Origin of the sequence: Rufibacter aurantiacus (assembly GCF_017916345.1) — a bacterium.
In the GTDB taxonomy this organism is placed as follows: domain Bacteria; phylum Bacteroidota; class Bacteroidia; order Cytophagales; family Hymenobacteraceae; genus Nibribacter; species Nibribacter roseolus.
Map to the genome: position 1 here is coordinate 925,864 of NZ_JAFMSV010000002.1, position 18,059 is coordinate 943,922.

Genomic DNA, 18,059 nt, shown 5'->3' on the forward strand with positions numbered 1-18,059 from the left:
AAAAAACGGCTCTCATTCCTCTGAATGCAGGATATGCAAAGCCCTGGCGGAGGTTTTCCACAAAATAACGCCCTGATTTCTCCATCTTAACCAGTTTTTGGTAATTTTGAAAATTGTAGCCGCAAAACGGCTGTAGGTGCGGCGTGGCTGCACCTGTCACACCCTGAGATTACACACCATGCGCATATCACTGGATTGGCTCAAGACGTTAATTGCCATAGATAAACCCGCCCAGGAAGTGGGCAAGCTCCTCACCGATGCCGGTCTGGAGGTGGAAGGCATTGAAACCATAGACGTAGTACCCGGCGGCTTGCAGGGCATGGTCATCGGGGAGGTGCTCACCTGCGCCAAACACCCCGATGCCGACAAACTGAGCGTGACCACCGTGGACACCGGCGACGGCGAGCCCAAACACATTGTGTGCGGTGCTTCTAACGTGGCGGCGGGCCAGAAAGTAGTCATTGCCACCGTAGGAGCTACCCTGTACCCTGCGGGCGGCGAGCCCTTCCAAATAAAAAAATCAAAAATAAGAGGCGCCTTGTCTGAGGGCATGATCTGTGCCGAGGACGAGCTTGGCCTGGGCAACGACCACTCCGGCATCATGGTGCTGGACACTGACCTACCGAACGGAACCCCGGCGGCCCAGTACTTCGGACTGGCGTCTGATGAGGTGTTTGAGATCGGTTTGACGCCTAACCGTGCCGATGCTGCCTCGCACCTGGGTGTTGCCCGTGACTTACAGGCTTTGCTAAAAACGCCTTACCAATTACCAGACCTAAGCGGTTTCCAGGTCGCCAATACCAACCTGCCTATCTCCGTAGAGGTGGAAAACCCCGAGGCCTGTCCTCGTTACGCGGGCGTGACCGTTTCCGGCGTGAAAGTGCAGGAATCGCCTAAGTGGCTGCAGCAGCGGCTGCGGGCCATCGGCTTGTCGCCTATCAACAACGTGGTGGACGTGACCAATTACGTGCTGCACGAGCTGGGTCAGCCCATGCACGCCTTCGATGCCGAGAAAATCAATGGCGGCAAGATCATCGTGAAAAATGCCGTTGAAGGCACCAGGTTCACCACTTTGGATAGCGTGGAGCGTACCCTGCGCGCCGAGGACCTGACCATCAGCAACGCCGAGGAGCCGATGGTGATCGCGGGCGTATTCGGGGGTTTGCAGGCCGGCGTGACCGAGGCCACCCAGAACATCTTCCTGGAAAGCGCCTACTTCGCGCCGGCCGGCATTAGAAAAACGTCTCAAGTACACGGCATCAAAACCGATTCCTCCTTCCGCTTTGAGCGCGGCACCGATCCCAACATGGTCATTACGGCTTTGAAGAGAGCTGCTTTGCTCATTCAGGAGGTAGCGGGCGGCGAGATTTCGTCGGAGATTGTGGATGTTTACCCGTCGCCGGTAGAGCCTACGCAGATTCAGGTGACCTACTCCCGCGTGCACCAACTCATTGGGCAACACATCGGCGAAACCAGAATCAAGGAAATCTTAACGGACTTGGGCATCAATATTCTAGAGGAAACCGCTGAAGGATTGCTCTTGTCCATTCCGCCGCACAAGGTAGACGTGACCCGCGAAGCCGATGTGGTGGAAGAGGTGCTGCGTATCTACGGCTACAACAACATCACCCTAAGCGAGAACCTGGCCTCCAGCTACCTGGCCAAGTTCCCGAACCCTGACCCGGAGGTCATCACCAAGCGCATCGCGGATGCCTTGGCGGCTAACGGGTTCCTGGAAACCATCACCAACTCGCTCACCAACTCCAACTACTACAAAGACGCCGAAGGCAATACCCCGGCTGAACTGGTGCCTATCCTGAACTACAACTCAGAGGATTTGGATGCCATGCGCCTGACGTTGGTGTACTCAGGGCTTGAAGTTTTAAGACACAACATCAACCGCCGTCAGCGTGACCTGAAGATCTTTGAGATTGGCAAGGTATACCGCAAAGAGGGCGAGAAATACAAAGAGAACAACTACCTGGCCTTATTCATGACCGGCAACCGCGCCGCGGAGACCTGGCAGCAGGCCACGGCTAAGGCTTCTTTCCATGATCTGGCCGGACAGGTGCAGCAGGTCCTGACGCTTTGCCGTCAGCCTAACTACACCACCAAACCCACAGAGCACCCCTATTTAGCGGGCGGCGTGACCTATCAGAAAGGCGATGTGACTTTGGGTCATATCGGGTTACTGAAGGACAGCGTGTGCAAGCAGGTAGACGTGAAAGAGCCCGTGTGGTACGCTGAGCTGAATTGGGATTATTTGTTGCGCAACTACAAAGACAAGCTGGTGTTTGAGGAACTCTCTAAATTCCCGGAAGTGCGCCGCGACTTATCTTTGGTGGTGGAAAAATCCGTATCTTTTGACCAGATCAAGCAGGTGGCCCAGAAGGTGGAACGTAAGTTGCTCCAGGAGGTGAATGTGTTTGACGTCTACGAGGGAGACAAGATTGAGAGCGGCAAAAAAGCCATCGCTATCAGCTTCACCCTACAGGACAAGAACCAGACGCTGACCGATAAAGTGATTGATTCTACCATGAACCGCCTGATGCAACAGTTTGAGCACCAACTAGGAGCCGTAATCCGGAAGTAAGATGTCTGACCAATCCACCCTTCAGCAGATCCAGTCCATTGAGGGCAAAGTGCGCCAGCTGGTACAGCAGTACCAGGCCGGGCAAGAGCGGCTACAGGCAGCCCACCAGGAAATAGCGCGCCTCCAGCAAGTGATTCAGGAAAAAGATGCTGAGATAAAAAATTTTCAGAATCAAGATAATATTAGTAAAATTGTACAAACCATAGCAGTAGACACTACCAATTCAACGGAGTTGAAGCTAAAAATAAACGAGTACTTGCGCGAAATTGACAAGTGCATCGCTTATTTAAGAGAATAGAAGAACGGGTTGTCTGGTTGCGGTTGTTGTTGTTCTCTTTAAATGCGTGCCTGCACGCCCTTATACCAATTTAGAACCTTAGGCTTGACATGCGGAATTTTTACTTTTTTATGACATCGCAGGGCAACCTTTTAACCAACAAACGCGCCACGGCAGCACTTAACAGCATTTGGGCATGAGTGAGTTATCTATACGCATCAAGATAGCCGACCGCGAATACCCAATGCGGGTAAACGAGGACGAGGAAGAAAGGCTTCGGCAAGCCGGCAAATACCTGAACGAGCGCCTGAGAATGTTCCGGGAAGAGTTCGGGATTCATGACAAGCAGGATCTGCTGGCCATGATTGCCTTGGAAACCGCCGCCGACAAGATAAAAACGGAGGACGCCGCCGTAGAAACCCAACTGTCGTTGGAGGAAAAACTCTCTTCTTTAAACCAACTGCTCTCTTCTCTGCAGCTCGGATAATCAACCGTCCGCTCCGCATTTATTGGCCAAGTGTCATTGCTATAACATAACCCTTTACAGTTATAGCCATGACTATTTATATCATTTTAGCAGCGGTAGTAGGCGCCGGGATAGGCTTCTACGTAGGCCGCGTGCTGCTCCTGAAGCTCTTCAAGGAGCAGGAAGAACAGGCCACTGAGCGGGCCAAACTCATCATCCGCGAGGCGGAGGTGAAAGCCGAGACCCAGAAGAAAGACAAGATGCTGGAAGCCAAGGAGCATTTCCTGAAGCTGAAAGCCGAGTACGAGGAAGAGGCCAACCGTAAGAAAAACATCATCATTCAGAACGAGAACAAGGTAAAGCAGCGCGAGCAGTTCATTACCAAGCAGCAGGAAGACCTGAAGAAAAAAGAGCAGGAAACCGACGTTCTCAAAGACAAACTGAACCAGCAACTGGACGGCTTCAACAAGCGCAAAGAAGACCTGGAGGCCCAGTACCGCGATAAACTCAGCAAAGTAGAGCAGGATCACCACGAGATCCTGAGCCGCCTGGAGCGCATCGCTAACCTGAGCGCCGAGGAAGCCCGTGAGCAACTGGTGGAGAACCTGAAGTCAGAAGCCTCTACCCGCGCCTCTTCCTACATCAAAGACATTGTGGCCGAGGCCAAGCTCACCGCTACCAAAGAAGCCAAAAAGGTAGTGATTGAGACCATCCAGCGCACCGCCGCTGAGCACGCCATTGAGAACTGCGTGTCCATCTTCAACATTGAGTCTGACGATATCAAAGGCAAGATTATCGGTCGCGAGGGCCGGAACATCCGTGCCCTGGAAGCCGCTACCGGCGTGGAGATTATCGTAGACGATACCCCTGAAGCCATCATCATCTCCGGTTTTGATCCGGTTCGCCGCGAGATTGCCCGTCTTTCCCTGCACCGCCTCGTAGCCGATGGTCGTATTCACCCGGCCCGTATTGAGGAAGTGGTGTCTAAGACGAAGAAAAGCATTGAAGAGGAGATTGTGGAGATTGGCGAGCGTACCGCTATTGACCTTGGCATTCACGGTCTGCACCCTGAGTTGATCAAGATGGTAGGCCGCATGCGCTTCCGGTCATCTTACGGCCAGAACCTGCTGCAGCACTCAAGAGAAGTAGCCAACCTGTGCGCCACCATGGCCGCTGAACTTGGCCTGAACGTGAAGCACGCCAAACGTGCCGGTCTGTTACACGATATCGGGAAAGTAACGACTGAGGAGCCAGAATTGCCGCACGCCATCATTGGTATGCAATTGGCCCAGCAGTACAAAGAGCACCCAGACGTATGCAACGCCATCGGCGCTCACCACGATGAAATTGAGATGACGGCTATGATTTCGCCTATCATCCAGTCCTGCGATGCCATCTCCGGTTCCCGCCCTGGTGCCCGCCGCGAGATTATGGAGTCTTACATCAAGCGTCTGAAAGAACTGGAAGAAACCGCTCACTCGTTTGACGGCGTAAACCAGTGCTACGCCATCCAGGCCGGCCGCGAGCTCCGCGTCATGGTAGACGCCGACAACGTGACCGACGAACGTGCCCAGCAGCTTTCCTTCGATATCTCCCAGAAGATCGAGAAAGAGATGCAGTACCCCGGCCAGATCAAGATCACGGTGATCCGGGAAATGCGCTCTGTGTCTTACGCGAAATAGTAAATAGATATTAATTGCCAGTGATTAGCTTTTCGTTTTGAGGCTGATTTTTGAAAAACAGATAAAAAAGGCCCTCTGCTACAAAGCGGAGGGCCTTTTCTTTTCCATCAGAATGTAGGGGCAATCCCTTGTGGTTGCCCATTGGGTTGAATAACCGTTTAGGGCAACCACAAGGGATTGCCCCTACAGCATTAAACATTTATGCTGGCGCGAGCGTCCCGCTCGTGTCCGCACGCATTCCAAATCCTCTTTTGCACATCAGCAAGGCAATGTTCAGCAATACCTGTACACGAGCGGGACGCTCGCGCCAGCGGAGATTGCCCTGCCAATACTGTGAATTAGGTTTCGTTAATCAGGTACCATAGAGACCAGGCGATGCCTGGTTTCTACAGTTCGGTAGAATCTCCTCCTCCCTTTCAGGCCTGGTTTCTGGAAAACACCCCTGAAACATTCTTCAGCATGACGCCTTTGGAGATGGTAGGTCCGCCCCAAACCACTACCTCTGTGCAGAGGCCGGCGGGGTTGAACCGGAGGGCCAGCATGGCGCTGTAGACCACGCTTTCCGAGGCGCCCCAGGTACCTTCCAGCTGCGCGTAGCCAATGGCACCCTGCACCCCAATGAGATGGTACGATACGTTGGCGTACAGTCCCATGGCTTTGTCCCAGTGCTGTTTCACTTTCAGAGGACCGAATACCGGCGCGGCGAACGGCGATTCCAGCAACCGTACATCCGGGGCGTAAAGGCTTCGCAAGGAGTCGGCATCATTATCGCCCAGGGCGGTTTGGATGGAGTTCAGCCAGTTGGTGAACCGGGCCTCGGTGAGGAAATGTTTGGTTTTGCTCTCGGGCAGGCGCCAGTCTGGGTTCACGCGGGTCTCACCGGCATGGTACAGGCAGATGCGGTTCCCCGAGGGGTCATGCAGGTAGGCCTCGCGCCAGGCCCAGGATTGGTCTGTGGGGTCCTGTTCGAATACGTAGCCCCGGCTTTTCAAGGAAGCCACCTGCCGATCTAGCTGGGCGCACTCAAAGTAAACGGTGGTTGCCGAGGATTGAAAGGTACCCTCCTGGTGCTGGTGCAACGAGAACGTGGAAAGCCCATCGGGGCACACGAAACGGGCGTAATGGGCGCTTTGCACAATCAGGTGCAGGCCCAAGCCTTTGTAAAAGGCAACCGCTTCTGGCAATTGCTGCACAGAAACGGTTACCTGGTTTAATGCCAATGACATAGGCAATAGAGATAAGAATCCTAACGGATGACCTTGCTCACGCCCACCACTACGGCGGCAATGCGCACGGCATCAAAAATACGCTGCTCAGAAGCGCCCAGCTTGCGTACGCTTTCCTCATGCGAGGTCACGCAGCGCTCACAGCCATTGATGGCCGAGATAGCCAGACTCACCAGTTCAAAGAATTCTTTGCCGGTCACGGGGTTCATCATGATGTTCATCTTCACTTTAGCCGGGGCTGACTCATAGAAATCAGTGTGCATGAAGTGCTTGAAACGGTACAGAATGTTGTTGGTGCTCAACAGCGAGGTCACGGCAACGGCCTCGGCCAATTCCGCGTCAGTGGCGCCGTGGGAGGCAGCCAACGTCCGGAAAGACTCAGTCAAGGTCTTGTTTTCTTCGTTTACGGCCGCTGACAGGGCAATGAGGTACGCTTCTTTGGACGTCACGTTCTCAGACTGCAGGGCAGTTTTGAGGTTGATACGCAGGTCTTTCAGGTATTTGGAGTCGCCTTGTACCAGTTGGTCCAGGCGCGCGAAAGCTTGATCAGAAAGACCTAAGTCCTTCAGGAAATCTTGTTGGGTTTCTTGGATGACAGAAAGCATGGTAAAGTATAGATAGGGAAGATGGGCAGGCTGTGCTCCCAGGCAGGGAATTAGGCCCGTTTTCCGGAAAGTGAAAAGGAAACAGAAGCTTCGGAGGCCGGTAAGTGACAGACTTTACCTTCCGGCCCTCCGCAGCCTTCCTGTATAAAAAACAATTAAACGGATAAAGTGGCTTCGCCTTTTTTCCAGTTGCAAGGACACAATTCATCGGTTTGCAGGGCGTCCAGCACGCGCAGCACCTCGGCTACATTGCGGCCTACACTCAAGCCATTTACGCTCACCCACTGGATGATGCCTTGTGGGTCTACAATGAAGGTAACGCGGTACGCTACTTTCTCCTCGGTGTCTAAGATGCCTAGTTCTTCGGCTAATGATTTAGACGTGTCGGCCAGCATAGGGAAACGAAGGCCACGCAGGTCGTCGTGGTCGCGGCGCCAGGCGGCGTGCACAAACTCAGAATCGGTGGAGGCGCCAATCAGTTGGCAGTCGCGGTCGCGGAACTCATCGTAGTTCTTGTTGAACTCGGCGATCTCGGTGGGGCACACGAAGGTGAAGTCTTTCGGCCACCAGAACATCACCAGCCACTGGTCGTTTTGGCGGTGCTCTTGCTCGGTGATGGTTCTAAACTCTTGGTCTCTCTCTAAAGAAACAACAGCTTTCTTGGAAAAGGCAGGGAATTCTGCCCCAACAGATAGTACTCGGTTTTGTGACATGGTATATGTAAAGGTTAAAAGAAAATAAAGGGTGTTAGTAGTGTTTTAGGAGCGCGGCGGATTAAGAACCTTGGAAGGCGTTGAGCATCCAGAGGTTTTTCTCCAGGGTATTCAGGTTATCGCTGATGAGGCCCTGGGTACCTTCGTCGTCCAGTTCAGCGGCCAGGGCCAGCACCTCGCGCTCCAGGTGGATGATCTGCCCGATGTTCTCCACGGTAGCGGCCACGGTGTCTACATCTGAGGTAAGGCCTTTTCTTTCCTGCACGCTGGAGGTGGCCAGGAAATCTGAGAAACTGTGCAAGGGCGTGTGACGCAGGGTCAGGATACGCTCAGCAATCTCATCAATGGTTTCAAAAGCCTCGGTGTACAGTTCCTCAAATTTGGCGTGCAGCGCGAAGAAGTTTCCGCCTTTGATATTCCAATGGAAGGCGCGCAGGTTTTGATAGTACACGTGGTAATTAGCCAGCAATTCATTCAGTTTAACGGCTAAGTCTTTGGTGTCTCTGCGTTCCAGTCCTAATTCGTTGTGTGATTCCATAGTGGTGTGATAGGTTAGAAAATGTTCTTGTATTGCCTAACCATACGACAAAGGTGTCCGAAACGATTATATAGAACAAATTGATAGTACTTATACTATCATAGCCATTATCTATTACCTTTGTCTCAGTTCCGGAAAAAGCCTTTTAAGTCGCTTTTTAAGATAACAGGCCCAAAAGGCTATCTGGAATAAACACCAAAAATTCATTCAGAAGCTTTATTCACTCCATCACTCAACCTCTCAATCATTCAATACTAAGATGACCCTCACCCAACTGGAATACCTGCTATCTGTAGATACGTACCGCCACTTCGCCACTGCCGCCGAGAAATGCTTTGTGACGCAGCCCACCTTGAGCATGCAGATCCAGAAGTTGGAGGAGGAATTAGGGGTGCAAGTGTTTGACCGCAGCCGGGTGCCCGTGCGCCCCACGGAGCTGGGGAAAGAGGTGATTGCCCAGGCAAGGGTGGCCGTGGCCGAGTTCAAGAAGATTGAGGAGCTGGTGAAAGTGCAGCGCGACGGTATCACGGGCGAACTTCGGATTGGCGTTATCCCTACCCTGGCCCCGTACCTAGTGCCGCTGTTTATCACCTCGTTTATCCAGAAGTACCCTAAAGTGCACGTCACCATCCAGGAACTGGTCACCAGCAGCATCGTGGAGAATCTGCGGTTGGAGTTACTGGATGTAGGCTTACTGGTGACGCCCCTGCACGATAAAACCATTGTAGAGGTGCCGCTTTTCTACGAGGCGTTTGTAGGTTACCTGCACCCTTCTCACCCACTGGCCAAAAACGAGACCATCACCGCCGAGGCCATTGATCCCGCCGAACTGTGGCTCCTGAACGACGGCCATTGCTTTAGAAGCCAGGTGCTGCAGCTTTGCAACCGCGCCAAAGGCATCCGCAACGTGCACTTGGATTACGAAAGCGGCTCCCTAGAAACTCTCAAACGTATTGTAGAGACCCAGAGCGGCATGACCCTGCTGCCCGAGCTATCTGTGCAAGACATGTCAGACGAGAAGAAAGCCATGATCCGCCCCTTTGCGGAGCCACAGCCACTACGCGAGGTGAGTTTGGTGGTGCACCGCAGTTTCCTGAAAAAGAAGCTGATTGAGGCGTTGAGAGATGAGATTTTCGCCCACGTACCAGACGGGCTGAAGGAGCGACATCCGGTAAGAGTGGTAAAGATCAAGTAAAAGCTGTTTAGAGGCTGATTTTTAGAAAACAGGCTTAAAACAAAAGAGGCGGCTCTTTGCAGAACCGCCTCTTTCTATATCTAAAAGGGAGCAGGCTTACGCGTTCACCGCTTCGCCGTTCAGGACTTTCACCATGGTCTCGCCGATCTCAGCCGGAGAGTCTACCACGAAGATGCCGTTTTCACGCATGATGCGCATTTTAGCGGCCGCCGTGTCATCGGCACCGCCGATGATGGCACCTGCGTGACCCATTCTGCGTCCAGCTGGAGCAGTCTGTCCCGCGATGAAACCAACTACTGGCTTTTTGTTACCCGTAGCGCGGATGTACTCAGCGGCAACGGCTTCGTAGTTACCCCCGATCTCACCGATCATCACGATGGCATCAGTCTCTGGGTCTTCCATCAACAGCTCAACCGCGTTTTTAGTAGGCGTTCCGATGATAGGGTCACCACCGATACCGATGGCGGTAGAGATACCCAAACCAGCTTTCACAATCTGGTCAGCAGCCTCATACGTCAACGTACCAGACTTAGACACGATACCGATTCTTCCTGGCTTGAACACGAAACCTGGCATGATACCAACTTTCGCCTCGCCTGGCGTGATCACGCCAGGGCAGTTTGGCCCGATTAAGGTAACCGCCTTGTTCTTGATGTAGTTTTTAGCGGCAACCATGTCTTTCACCGGAATTCCTTCGGTGATAGCCACAATCACTTCAATGCCGGCATCGGCGGCTTCCATGATGGCATCAGCGGCAAACGCTGGTGGCACGAAAATGATAGACACGTTAGCACCGGCTTTCTGTACGGCCTCGGCTACGGTGTTGAACACCGGACGATCTAAGTGGGTAGAACCACCTTTGCCGGGCGTCACGCCACCTACCACATTGGTACCATACTCAATCATTTGCTGTGCGTGGAAGGAACCCTCTGAGCCGGTGAAGCCCTGCACAATCACTTTGGAATCTTTATTTACTAAAACACTCATGTGTAGTGGATTATGTGAAAGATGTACGCTCTGGTTAAAACTGTACGCAAAATTAGGCTTTTTTGCCACCCATCCAAACGAAGAATCTGCATTAAGGCTTAGCAGCGGCTCCCTCTGTTTTAGCTCTGTTTCATTAAAATCAGGCCCAAAACAAGGCAAGGTGCTTTCCTCGGCATGCAGCGCAATACTGTTTTTTTCCTATATTAAGACAAAAAACAGCCCTGCATGCCACTGCTCCCCTGCTTCCGCACTCGTTTCCTCTTCTTGCTTTTTGCCTGCTGTCTGTTGCTCAGTCAAAGTACATGGGCGCAAAAGAATCTGGCCACTAGCCGTACCACCAGTTACTACACCTACCTCTACCGAATCACAGACGCAGAAGCCAAACAGCTGTATGAGAAAGGCATACAAACTGCGCGGGAGAGCTTTTTTCATAGCAAGGTAGACTCCTTCCCCACTAACCTGGCCTATCAGAAGCGTTTGCCGCAGGGACATTACCTGTACACCTACACCTCAGGGCCTGATCTGATGTATTCTCTGGAGAGCCAGACCAATCTGCAACTGCAGCTCCTGAAGAACCACGTGGATCTGGCGGCCGTGCTGTATGATACTTTGGGCAACCTCATCACTAACGCCAGGGTTGAACTGGGCAGGAAAAAGATCCCCTTCGATGCTGCCTCGGAAAGTTACCGGCGGGCCAACATTAAGAAAAGCGGACTGCTCTCGGTGACGCATGAAGGCTACACGTTTTATGTGCCGGTAGAGCAGTCTTCAAAGAAAGCCCAGTATAATCTCCCACTCTGGAGAAAGATTGTCTACACAAAACCCATTTACTACGTCTGGGGGCCGGCTTGGAAAGTTGTCTATAATCCTTTCAGAGATATCGTGTATAGTTTAAGGTACCATGACCCAAAAGGTGTGGTGCGTAGAGTATTTGCCATTTTTGATGACACGTACCGCAACTATGACAGATATGAAAAGAAGCAGCCTCGGGGCTACTTAGTTCTTAACAAACCCATGTACCGCCCAGGTGACACGGTGCAGTACAAGGCGTTTTTGGTGAAACCAAGCGGAAAACCCTACAAGAAGAATTTAAAGGCAGAGCTCTATGGTAACAGCAAAACCAAGAAGGTGGGCAACCTGAAACCATTCCGGCCGGGTGCCTACGAGGGTTCTTTCGTGCTCCATGACTCCCTCCAACTCAGGCTAGATACCTATGTAAACCTGGCCCTGGTACGGGAGAAAAAATGGGACGATGACCGCATCACAAATACTCAGTTCAAGTACGAAGACTATGAACTGAAGGAGAACACCTACACCCTCAGGCTGGAAAAACCCGAGCATTTTGCCGGCACCACCAACAGCGTAATCCTGCGCGGAGCCGATGCCAACGGCTTAACCTTAACCGATGCCCGGGTGGAAATCACCGTGCTCACCAGGCAGATCAGGCAGACCAATGATCCGGTGCAGTTTATCCCAGACACGCTGTGGGTACATAAGCAGCCATTGGAGAACTCCGGCGAAACCACCATCCAGCTTCCAGCCACCATCTTCCCGAAGGCGAAGGTGGAGTACCAGGTGCAAGCCGTTTTCCTGAATTCCAGCAATGAACGGAGCACCAAAAGCGCCAGCGGCCGATACTCTTTTGAAGACGGCCACCTACAATTAGCCCTGCTCAAAGACAGTGTGCAGGCCACCTACCTGCAGGGCGAGAAATCACTTCCTAAAACAGCCACGTTGGTCTTAACCGATGCCCAGGGTAAGAAACTGCAGACGCAAGTCATTCAATTGCCGGCCCTTCTTCCTTTGCAGGCCCATGTCCGGAAGTACCAGATCACCTCCGAAAAGCTGCAAAGCACCCTTGAACTGAGAGACGAACCGGCCAACCTCCAGTTCTATTCTGAGCGCACCGGCGACTCGCTTTTCCTCACCATCCAGAACCCCAGACGCCTGCCTTTTTGGTACTTCGTTTACAAAAACAACCAATTAATTGACCGGGGCCAGGATACCGCTTCCTTTTGGCAAAACACCCGCAAAGCCACCAACCAGGAGCCGTATTATATGTCTGTGCAGTACCTGTGGGGCGGCGAGGTGAAAAGCGAGGAATACAATGCTCCCTTCCGGAAGAATGAACTGAACATCACCGTTCAGGCCCCGGCTACGGTGTATCCGGGGCAGAAAACCAATCTCACCTTAGAAGTGAAGAACGCCAAGGGCAAACCTGCGGCCAACGTGGATGTAACAGCCTACGCCCTCACCTCAAAGTTCAGGAACGATTCACCGCCTTCGCTTCCCAAATACCAGAAATTCCAAAGCAGGAAAGACCGGCGTACCTTTTCCAGGAAAGATGCGCCGGGCCAGGGCTCGCATCTTTTGCAGTGGACTCAATGGCGGAAAAGCATGGGCCTGGACAGCCTGGCCTATTACCAGTTGCTGTACCCAGAAAGCGGACTTTACTCCAACTACACCGCTACTCCAGACAGCACCACCCAGTTCGCTCCCTTTGTGGTAGACTCCGGCCGGGTGGTGCCCGTGCATGTGATTTTCCTGGACCAGGTACCGGTGTACTTCTCCGGCACAGATGTGGTGCCGCCTTATTCTTTCCCGGCCGACAGCGGGTACCATTCCCTGAAACTTCGCACGGCCAAACACTTCCTTGAGTTAGACAGCGTGTACCTGAAACAAGGGCAGAAACTAATCCTGAGTATCGACCAGAACAAGATGCCCGCTTTACTGGAAAAAGCCGAAGCCGGATATCTTTCCAAATCTGAACAAGGCGCCTTGTCTCAGTACTTGGTGCCCGTGGAGCAGAACTTCCATACCGGTCTCACTTTCCTTAAGCAAGGAAAAACCGTGCAGTACTTACCCAATAACCCCAGCCTAAGAACTTTCAACCGCAGTAATCAATGGGATAAAATTCTGCTGACCGGGCCTTTCAGACCTAATGTGGTGCAGTTTTATTCGCTGGGAAATTTTGAAACCAGCTTTACGCCCGAAGCCAATTACACCCATCGTTTTGAACCTGGTTTGCTGAAAATGCGCGAAAAACTGACGTTCCCAGACAAAGTGTTCCTTTCGGCAAAAGGTAATTCTTATCACCTTTCGTCTGGCTCGCTGGCAGAAATCGCTTATACAGAAAAGAGCTTGCGACACCAGTGGGAAGAAGCCCAAAACGCTTTCTGGTCATCTAGAATTCTGGAAAAACCCGAGTACCGCACCGAAGCTGGTAGCGGCCGTTTGCACTGGCAACTGGATTCCACGTTTGCGGAGGGTCCCAGGTTTGTCTTTTTGTATGAACCCAACGCCTCCAATGAACAGGTAACCATGTACCGGGGCAGCGTAAATCATCTGAACCAACTGGCTCCTAAAAAATACAAACTGGTGCTGGTGTTTGCAGACCATCGGCAAATCAGCACCCTGGTGACCATTCGGCCCGACGGGGAATTGCGCCTTCTCTTCAGCAACTCTCAGCTAAAAGCTCCTACCCCGGAGACCAAAGCCCTGGAAGCGTATTTGCAGAACAGCGTGGAAGCCGCCAAACGCCGGGCAATCACAACCGCCCCATTGTCTGTACCGGCACCTGCTAACTCAGCTCCTACGGTAATCTACAGTGGTTCTTTGGGGAGATACTCCAATGAGGTAGAAGGCCAGGTGTTTGATGCGGCCACTGGAGAATCCATGCCGGGAGTAACGGTTCAGGTAAAGGGAACTAACACAGCTACTGCTACTGATGTGAATGGCAGGTTCTCCATTGAAGCCCCTTCAAACGGTGTGCTCGTGATCTCCTTCATTGGATATATAAACCAGGAAGTACCGGTAAGGGGCAGCCGCCGCATAGACATCAAAATGATGGGCGATGTTAGAGCATTAGATGAAGTGGTGGTCACCGGCTACGGGATACAAGGTGCATTGCAAGGCCGGGTAGCCGGTGTGCAGGTAGCAGAATCCAATGGTCCTATCCGCATCAGAGGGAATTCATCCATCCAGGGCAACACACAACCGCTCATCATTGTGGATGGTCTGCCGTTCAGCGGAAATATAGGAGATTTGGGGGCGAACGCCATTGCCTCCACTACCACCCTGAAAGGCACAGAGGCCGCCGCCATTTACGGAGCCGCGGCAGCGAACGGCGTCATCATCATTACTACTAGGAAAGGCAAAGCCGAGGCCGAGCAACCGCTACTGGCTGGCGCCGAGGCAGACGCCACCGCCTCCATCCGCAGCTACTTTTCTGATTATGCCTTCTGGCAACCGCGCCTGGCCACCGATAAGCAGGGCAAAGTCACGTTCCCGGTTACCTTCCCCGGTGATGTCACCAGTTGGAAAACACACGTGCTGGCCATGGACGGAAACAAACGCAGCGGCACCGCCAGCACCGAGATCCGGTCGTTCAAGGCCATGATGGCGACCCTGAGCGGCCCGAGGTTCCTGATTGAAGGCGATAAAACGCAAATCATCAGCAAAGCCGTGAACTACCTGCCAGATACTGCCAGTGTACAGACCCGGTTTGAATTCAACGGACAAGCGCTTCGGCAACAAACCCTGAAACTGGGCCGCGTGTTCACCGATACCGTCATGATTCAGGCTCCGGCCGTAGCACCAGACTCCGTGGAACTGATGTACTCTTTGCGGGAAGGCAGCGGCTTCTCAGACGGCGAGCGACGGCACATTGGCGTGTACAAAAAAGGCGTGCTGGAGCGTAAAGGCGTTTTCTTGTCGCTGCCCATTGACACCACGCTTACCCTTTCGTTTGATCCCGCCAAAGGACCGGTGCACTTCTACGCCCAAAGCAGTCTGCTGCAAGTCATGCTGGACGAGATCAAGGCCCTCCACCGCTATGAGTACTGGTGCAATGAACAGGCCGCCTCTAAGCTGAAAGGCTTGTTGTGGGAGAAACGCATCCAGGCGGCTTTGGGCAAAGATTTTGAGCACGGCAAAATGGTACGCCGCCTGATTCGGCACCTGGAGAAAACCCAGAAAGAAGACGGTACCTGGAGCTGGTGGGAAAACGGCCCTGCCTACCTCTGGATCAGTCATCATGTTACCGAAGCCCTTGTCATGGCCCAGCAGGAAGGCTACACCACCAGTTTCAAAAAACAACCGCTTATTGACTACCTCACCTTCCACGTGGAAAGAAAAGACGCGCAGGACAAGATTAGGGCCCTGGAGATTCTACAGAAACTAGATGCCAAAGTTGACTTCCCGGCGTACGTGACCAAGCTAGAGAAACAACCCAAACTCTCTCTGGAAGACCAGTTCCGCCTGACCAGACTTCGGCAGCGATTGAACCTGAGGGCTCCCTTAGATACCCTGCAGAAGTACCAGCGCGCCACCACCTTGGGCGGTCTGCATTGGGGCGAAAACAAAAACAGCCTGTTTGACAATCACATCTCCAACACGCTGCTGGCCTACGAAATCCTGAAAGCGGCTGGCAACCACGAGCGCGATCTGCTCAGAATCCAGGCGTTCCTGCTGAATGAGCGGCGCACCGGTTACTGGCGCAACACCTATGAATCAGCGAGAATCCTAGAGACGCTTCTGCCAGATTTGGTCAAAGAGAAAGGCCAGACACCAGAGAACCAGCTTTTCCTCTCTGGAGGGGTGAATGCCACGTTGAAAAAATTCCCGGTTGACACCACCTTTACGCCTACGCAGCCGATTACCATCAAGAAACAAGGTTCGCTGGCGCTGTATCTCACCGCCTACCAGAACGAGTGGATCGCTCAACCGGCGCGGGTAGACAAAGACTTCGTGGTGCGCACGTCCTTCGCCGATACCAAGCAGGCCAAAGCCACTTTGTCGGCGGGTAAACCGGTGCAGATGGAAGTGGAAATTGAAGTGAAAGCCGATGCCTCTTACGTGATGATTGAAGTGCCCATCCCAGCCGGTTGCACCTATGACTCCAAATCCAGCTGGGGCCGCTACGAGGCGCACCGCGAGTACTTCCGCCACAAAGTATCTATCTTCTCCAACCACCTGAGCAGAGGGAAGTACACGTTCACCATCCAGCTGCTGCCCCGCTACAAAGGCACCTACACCCTGAACCCGGCCAAAGCAGAGCTCATGTATTTCCCTACTTTCTTCGGGCGGGAAGGCGTAAAAGAGGTGAACGTGAAGTAAGGAGTTCTGAGTCTTGAGTCCTGAGTGTATACACTCCCGTTTTCGGGCCTGTTTTGCAGAAAACAGGCCCGAAACGTTTTATGCCATTCCATTCCCCTTTATAGGACTTGTCCTAAGCTCCCGCTGGCGCGAGCCTCCGGCTCGTGTCAGCACGCATTCCTGAAAGGCTTGTTTTGGCTATCAGGAATCCCGCACTTTACCCTTCATTCCTACAATTACCCCCGCTGTCATCTTGGAAAGATCTTGGGGGCGAACAATAAAAACGTTAGAGAAACGCCAATACTGTTTGCTCACAAGATCCTTTCAGGATGACAAAAGAGGGTAGGCCTTTCCATTCAGTATGCGTGCGGACACGAGCCGGAGGCTCGCGCCAGCGGAAAAAGTTAAATATTCAGCTTGAGGCTAACGCCTCAGGGTAGTTGCAAACTGCCCGCATAATAGGTCCAAGTCACAGACTTGAACCATGGGTTGGTAGTCTCCAGCCTAATCCGTTGCCGACTTAATTCTATGAAAAAGGGTTTAAAACGCTATGTCACGCACCTGAATCAAGCAGACGTTGTCCAAAGCCAGAACCTCATTTCTCCAAACACAGCACTTCATCGGAACACAACGGGCGGGCCTTCGTTAACTAATCCATAAACTTATGCCTAGGGCAAGGGTTTATAGCATCAAACCTTGTGAACCATGAAGATCGGATATCCCTGTGTGAATGAATCATTGGACTGCAGTTCGTCGGGCACGTTCAGGCTGGCTTCTTACAATGAGGAGCGGCTGGTGCAGATGGTGGAGAAAAACCTGGCCTGTCTGCGCCGCATCCTGGAATACAACCTGGAGCATGGGTTCTTGTTCTTCCGGATGAGCTCGGGGCTGGTGCCGTTCGCCTCGCACGAGATCTGCACCTACAACTGGCAGCAGCATTTCCAGATGACGTTCCGGCGCCTGGGCGACTACATCAAAAAGCACAACATGCGCATCTCCATGCACCCAGACCAGTTTGTGGTGCTCAATTCACCAGATGAGCGCATTGTGCGCAACAGCATCGCGGAGCTGGTGTACCAGGGCAGCGTCATGGATTTGATGGGGCTGGACTCCACGGCCAAACTGCAGATCCATGCGGGTGGCGTGTACGGCGACAAACCTGCGGCCCTCAAACGCTTTATCCAGACCTTCCATCACCAACTGCCCGAGGCCGTGAAGGCGCGCCTGGTGGTGGAGAACGATGACCGACTTTACAGTCTGCAGGATTGCCTGGAACTGCACGCTGAAACGGGCATCCCCATCCTCTTCGATAATTTCCACCACGAGTGCCTGAACAACGGCGAGCCCATGGAAGAAGCCCTGCAACTGGCGTCCGGCACCTGGCACCCAGAGCAGGATGGCGTGCTCATGATGGACTACAGCTCCCAAAGCCCCGGAGAGCGCAAGGGCAAGCACATTACCAGCATTGAGACCGAGCTGTTCCGCGAGTTTCTTACCCACCTCAACGGGCTGGATGTGGACATCATGCTGGAGATCAAAGACAAGGAAGCCAGTTGCCTGCGGGCGCGGCAGGTACTGGAAGAAATGGCCCTGGTCTGATGCTGTTTTATCGTCAATTTTCTAAAATCGGGCTAAAAACAAGTTTGCCTCGTACACCATACATCCGAGGAATAGGTCATTG

At 52.9% G+C, this 18,059-nt stretch carries 12 protein-coding genes; 7 read left to right on the top strand and 5 right to left on the bottom strand.

Features of this window, described 5'->3' with window-relative positions; translation table 11 throughout:
* Positions 1-178: 178 nt before the first annotated feature.
* The 4 genes from pheT to rny all read left to right on the top strand — a co-directional run bounded on the left by pheT (position 179) and on the right by rny (position 5,018).
* Positions 179-2,593 carry a phenylalanine--tRNA ligase subunit beta gene (gene pheT, locus J3P34_RS09115; RefSeq protein ID WP_210488042.1) on the top strand — a complete coding sequence of 805 codons (2,415 nt, stop codon included), beginning with the start codon at positions 179-181 and terminating at the stop codon, positions 2,591-2,593.
* 1 nt (position 2,594) lies between these two features.
* Positions 2,595-2,891 (top strand): hypothetical protein, encoded by a 297-nt coding sequence (locus J3P34_RS09120; RefSeq protein ID WP_123125455.1) that lies wholly within the window; start codon positions 2,595-2,597, stop codon positions 2,889-2,891.
* Positions 2,892-3,066: 175 nt separating this feature from the next.
* Positions 3,067-3,357 carry a cell division protein ZapA gene (locus J3P34_RS09125; protein ID WP_062542813.1) on the top strand — a complete coding sequence of 97 codons (291 nt, stop codon included), beginning with the start codon at positions 3,067-3,069 and terminating at the stop codon, positions 3,355-3,357.
* Between the two features lie 68 nt (positions 3,358-3,425).
* Positions 3,426-5,018 carry a ribonuclease Y gene (gene rny / locus J3P34_RS09130; protein ID WP_246849988.1) on the top strand — a complete coding sequence of 531 codons (1,593 nt, stop codon included), beginning with the start codon at positions 3,426-3,428 and terminating at the stop codon, positions 5,016-5,018.
* 416 nt (positions 5,019-5,434) lie between these two features.
* Here rny and J3P34_RS09135 read toward each other — a convergent pair whose 3' ends face one another.
* From J3P34_RS09135 to J3P34_RS09150, 4 genes are all read right to left on the bottom strand, one after another.
* Positions 5,435-6,244 carry a VOC family protein gene (locus J3P34_RS09135; protein WP_246853624.1) on the bottom strand — a complete coding sequence of 270 codons (810 nt, stop codon included), beginning with the start codon at positions 6,242-6,244 and terminating at the stop codon, positions 5,435-5,437.
* Positions 6,245-6,264: 20 nt separating this feature from the next.
* Positions 6,265-6,849 carry a carboxymuconolactone decarboxylase family protein gene (locus J3P34_RS09140; protein ID WP_210488044.1) on the bottom strand — a complete coding sequence of 195 codons (585 nt, stop codon included), beginning with the start codon at positions 6,847-6,849 and terminating at the stop codon, positions 6,265-6,267.
* Between the two features lie 155 nt (positions 6,850-7,004).
* A complete protein-coding gene (locus J3P34_RS09145; protein WP_123125458.1) occupies positions 7,005-7,562 on the bottom strand; it encodes a peroxiredoxin in 558 nt (185 codons plus the stop codon).
* Between the two features lie 61 nt (positions 7,563-7,623).
* Positions 7,624-8,100 (bottom strand): Dps family protein, encoded by a 477-nt coding sequence (locus tag J3P34_RS09150; protein ID WP_210488046.1) that lies wholly within the window; start codon positions 8,098-8,100, stop codon positions 7,624-7,626.
* 259 nt (positions 8,101-8,359) lie between these two features.
* Here J3P34_RS09150 and J3P34_RS09155 point away from each other — a divergent pair, with 259 nt between their 5' ends.
* Complete coding sequence (locus J3P34_RS09155; RefSeq protein ID WP_210488048.1) at positions 8,360-9,295, top strand: hydrogen peroxide-inducible genes activator; 936 nt, start codon at positions 8,360-8,362, stop codon at positions 9,293-9,295.
* Between the two features lie 96 nt (positions 9,296-9,391).
* On the opposite strand, the gene sucD is transcribed toward J3P34_RS09155, so the two are convergent.
* On the bottom strand, positions 9,392-10,282 hold the full coding sequence (sucD, locus tag J3P34_RS09160; RefSeq protein ID WP_210488050.1) for a succinate--CoA ligase subunit alpha: 891 nt from the start codon (positions 10,280-10,282) through the stop codon (positions 9,392-9,394).
* A 225-nt stretch (positions 10,283-10,507) separates the two neighbouring features.
* Between sucD and J3P34_RS09165 the strand changes: the two genes are divergently transcribed.
* Both J3P34_RS09165 and uvsE read left to right on the top strand, forming a co-directional pair.
* Positions 10,508-16,399 (top strand): carboxypeptidase-like regulatory domain-containing protein, encoded by a 5,892-nt coding sequence (locus tag J3P34_RS09165; RefSeq protein ID WP_210488053.1) that lies wholly within the window; start codon positions 10,508-10,510, stop codon positions 16,397-16,399.
* Between the two features lie 684 nt (positions 16,400-17,083).
* Positions 17,084-17,977 carry a UV DNA damage repair endonuclease UvsE gene (uvsE, locus tag J3P34_RS09170; RefSeq protein WP_210488055.1) on the top strand — a complete coding sequence of 298 codons (894 nt, stop codon included), beginning with the start codon at positions 17,084-17,086 and terminating at the stop codon, positions 17,975-17,977.
* The last annotated feature ends 82 nt before the right edge of the window (positions 17,978-18,059 follow it).

Bases quoted from the DNA above. Each gene is read 5' to 3' on its own strand.
- sucD (WP_210488050.1), bottom strand. From the start codon at position 10,282: ATGAGTGTTTTAGTAAATAAAGATTCCAAAGTGATTGTGCAGGGCTTC.
- J3P34_RS09140 (WP_210488044.1), bottom strand. From the start codon at position 6,849: ATGCTTTCTGTCATCCAAGAAACCCAACAAGATTTCCTGAAGGACTTA.
- rny (WP_246849988.1), top strand. From the start codon at position 3,426: ATGACTATTTATATCATTTTAGCAGCGGTAGTAGGCGCCGGGATAGGC.
- J3P34_RS09135 (WP_246853624.1), bottom strand. From the start codon at position 6,244: ATGTCATTGGCATTAAACCAGGTAACCGTTTCTGTGCAGCAATTGCCA.
- J3P34_RS09150 (WP_210488046.1), bottom strand. From the start codon at position 8,100: ATGGAATCACACAACGAATTAGGACTGGAACGCAGAGACACCAAAGAC.
- J3P34_RS09120 (WP_123125455.1), top strand. From the start codon at position 2,595: ATGTCTGACCAATCCACCCTTCAGCAGATCCAGTCCATTGAGGGCAAA.
- J3P34_RS09155 (WP_210488048.1), top strand. From the start codon at position 8,360: ATGACCCTCACCCAACTGGAATACCTGCTATCTGTAGATACGTACCGC.
- J3P34_RS09125 (WP_062542813.1), top strand. From the start codon at position 3,067: ATGAGTGAGTTATCTATACGCATCAAGATAGCCGACCGCGAATACCCA.
- J3P34_RS09145 (WP_123125458.1), bottom strand. From the start codon at position 7,562: ATGTCACAAAACCGAGTACTATCTGTTGGGGCAGAATTCCCTGCCTTT.
- pheT (WP_210488042.1), top strand. From the start codon at position 179: ATGCGCATATCACTGGATTGGCTCAAGACGTTAATTGCCATAGATAAA.
- uvsE (WP_210488055.1), top strand. From the start codon at position 17,084: ATGAAGATCGGATATCCCTGTGTGAATGAATCATTGGACTGCAGTTCG.
- J3P34_RS09165 (WP_210488053.1), top strand. From the start codon at position 10,508: ATGCCACTGCTCCCCTGCTTCCGCACTCGTTTCCTCTTCTTGCTTTTT.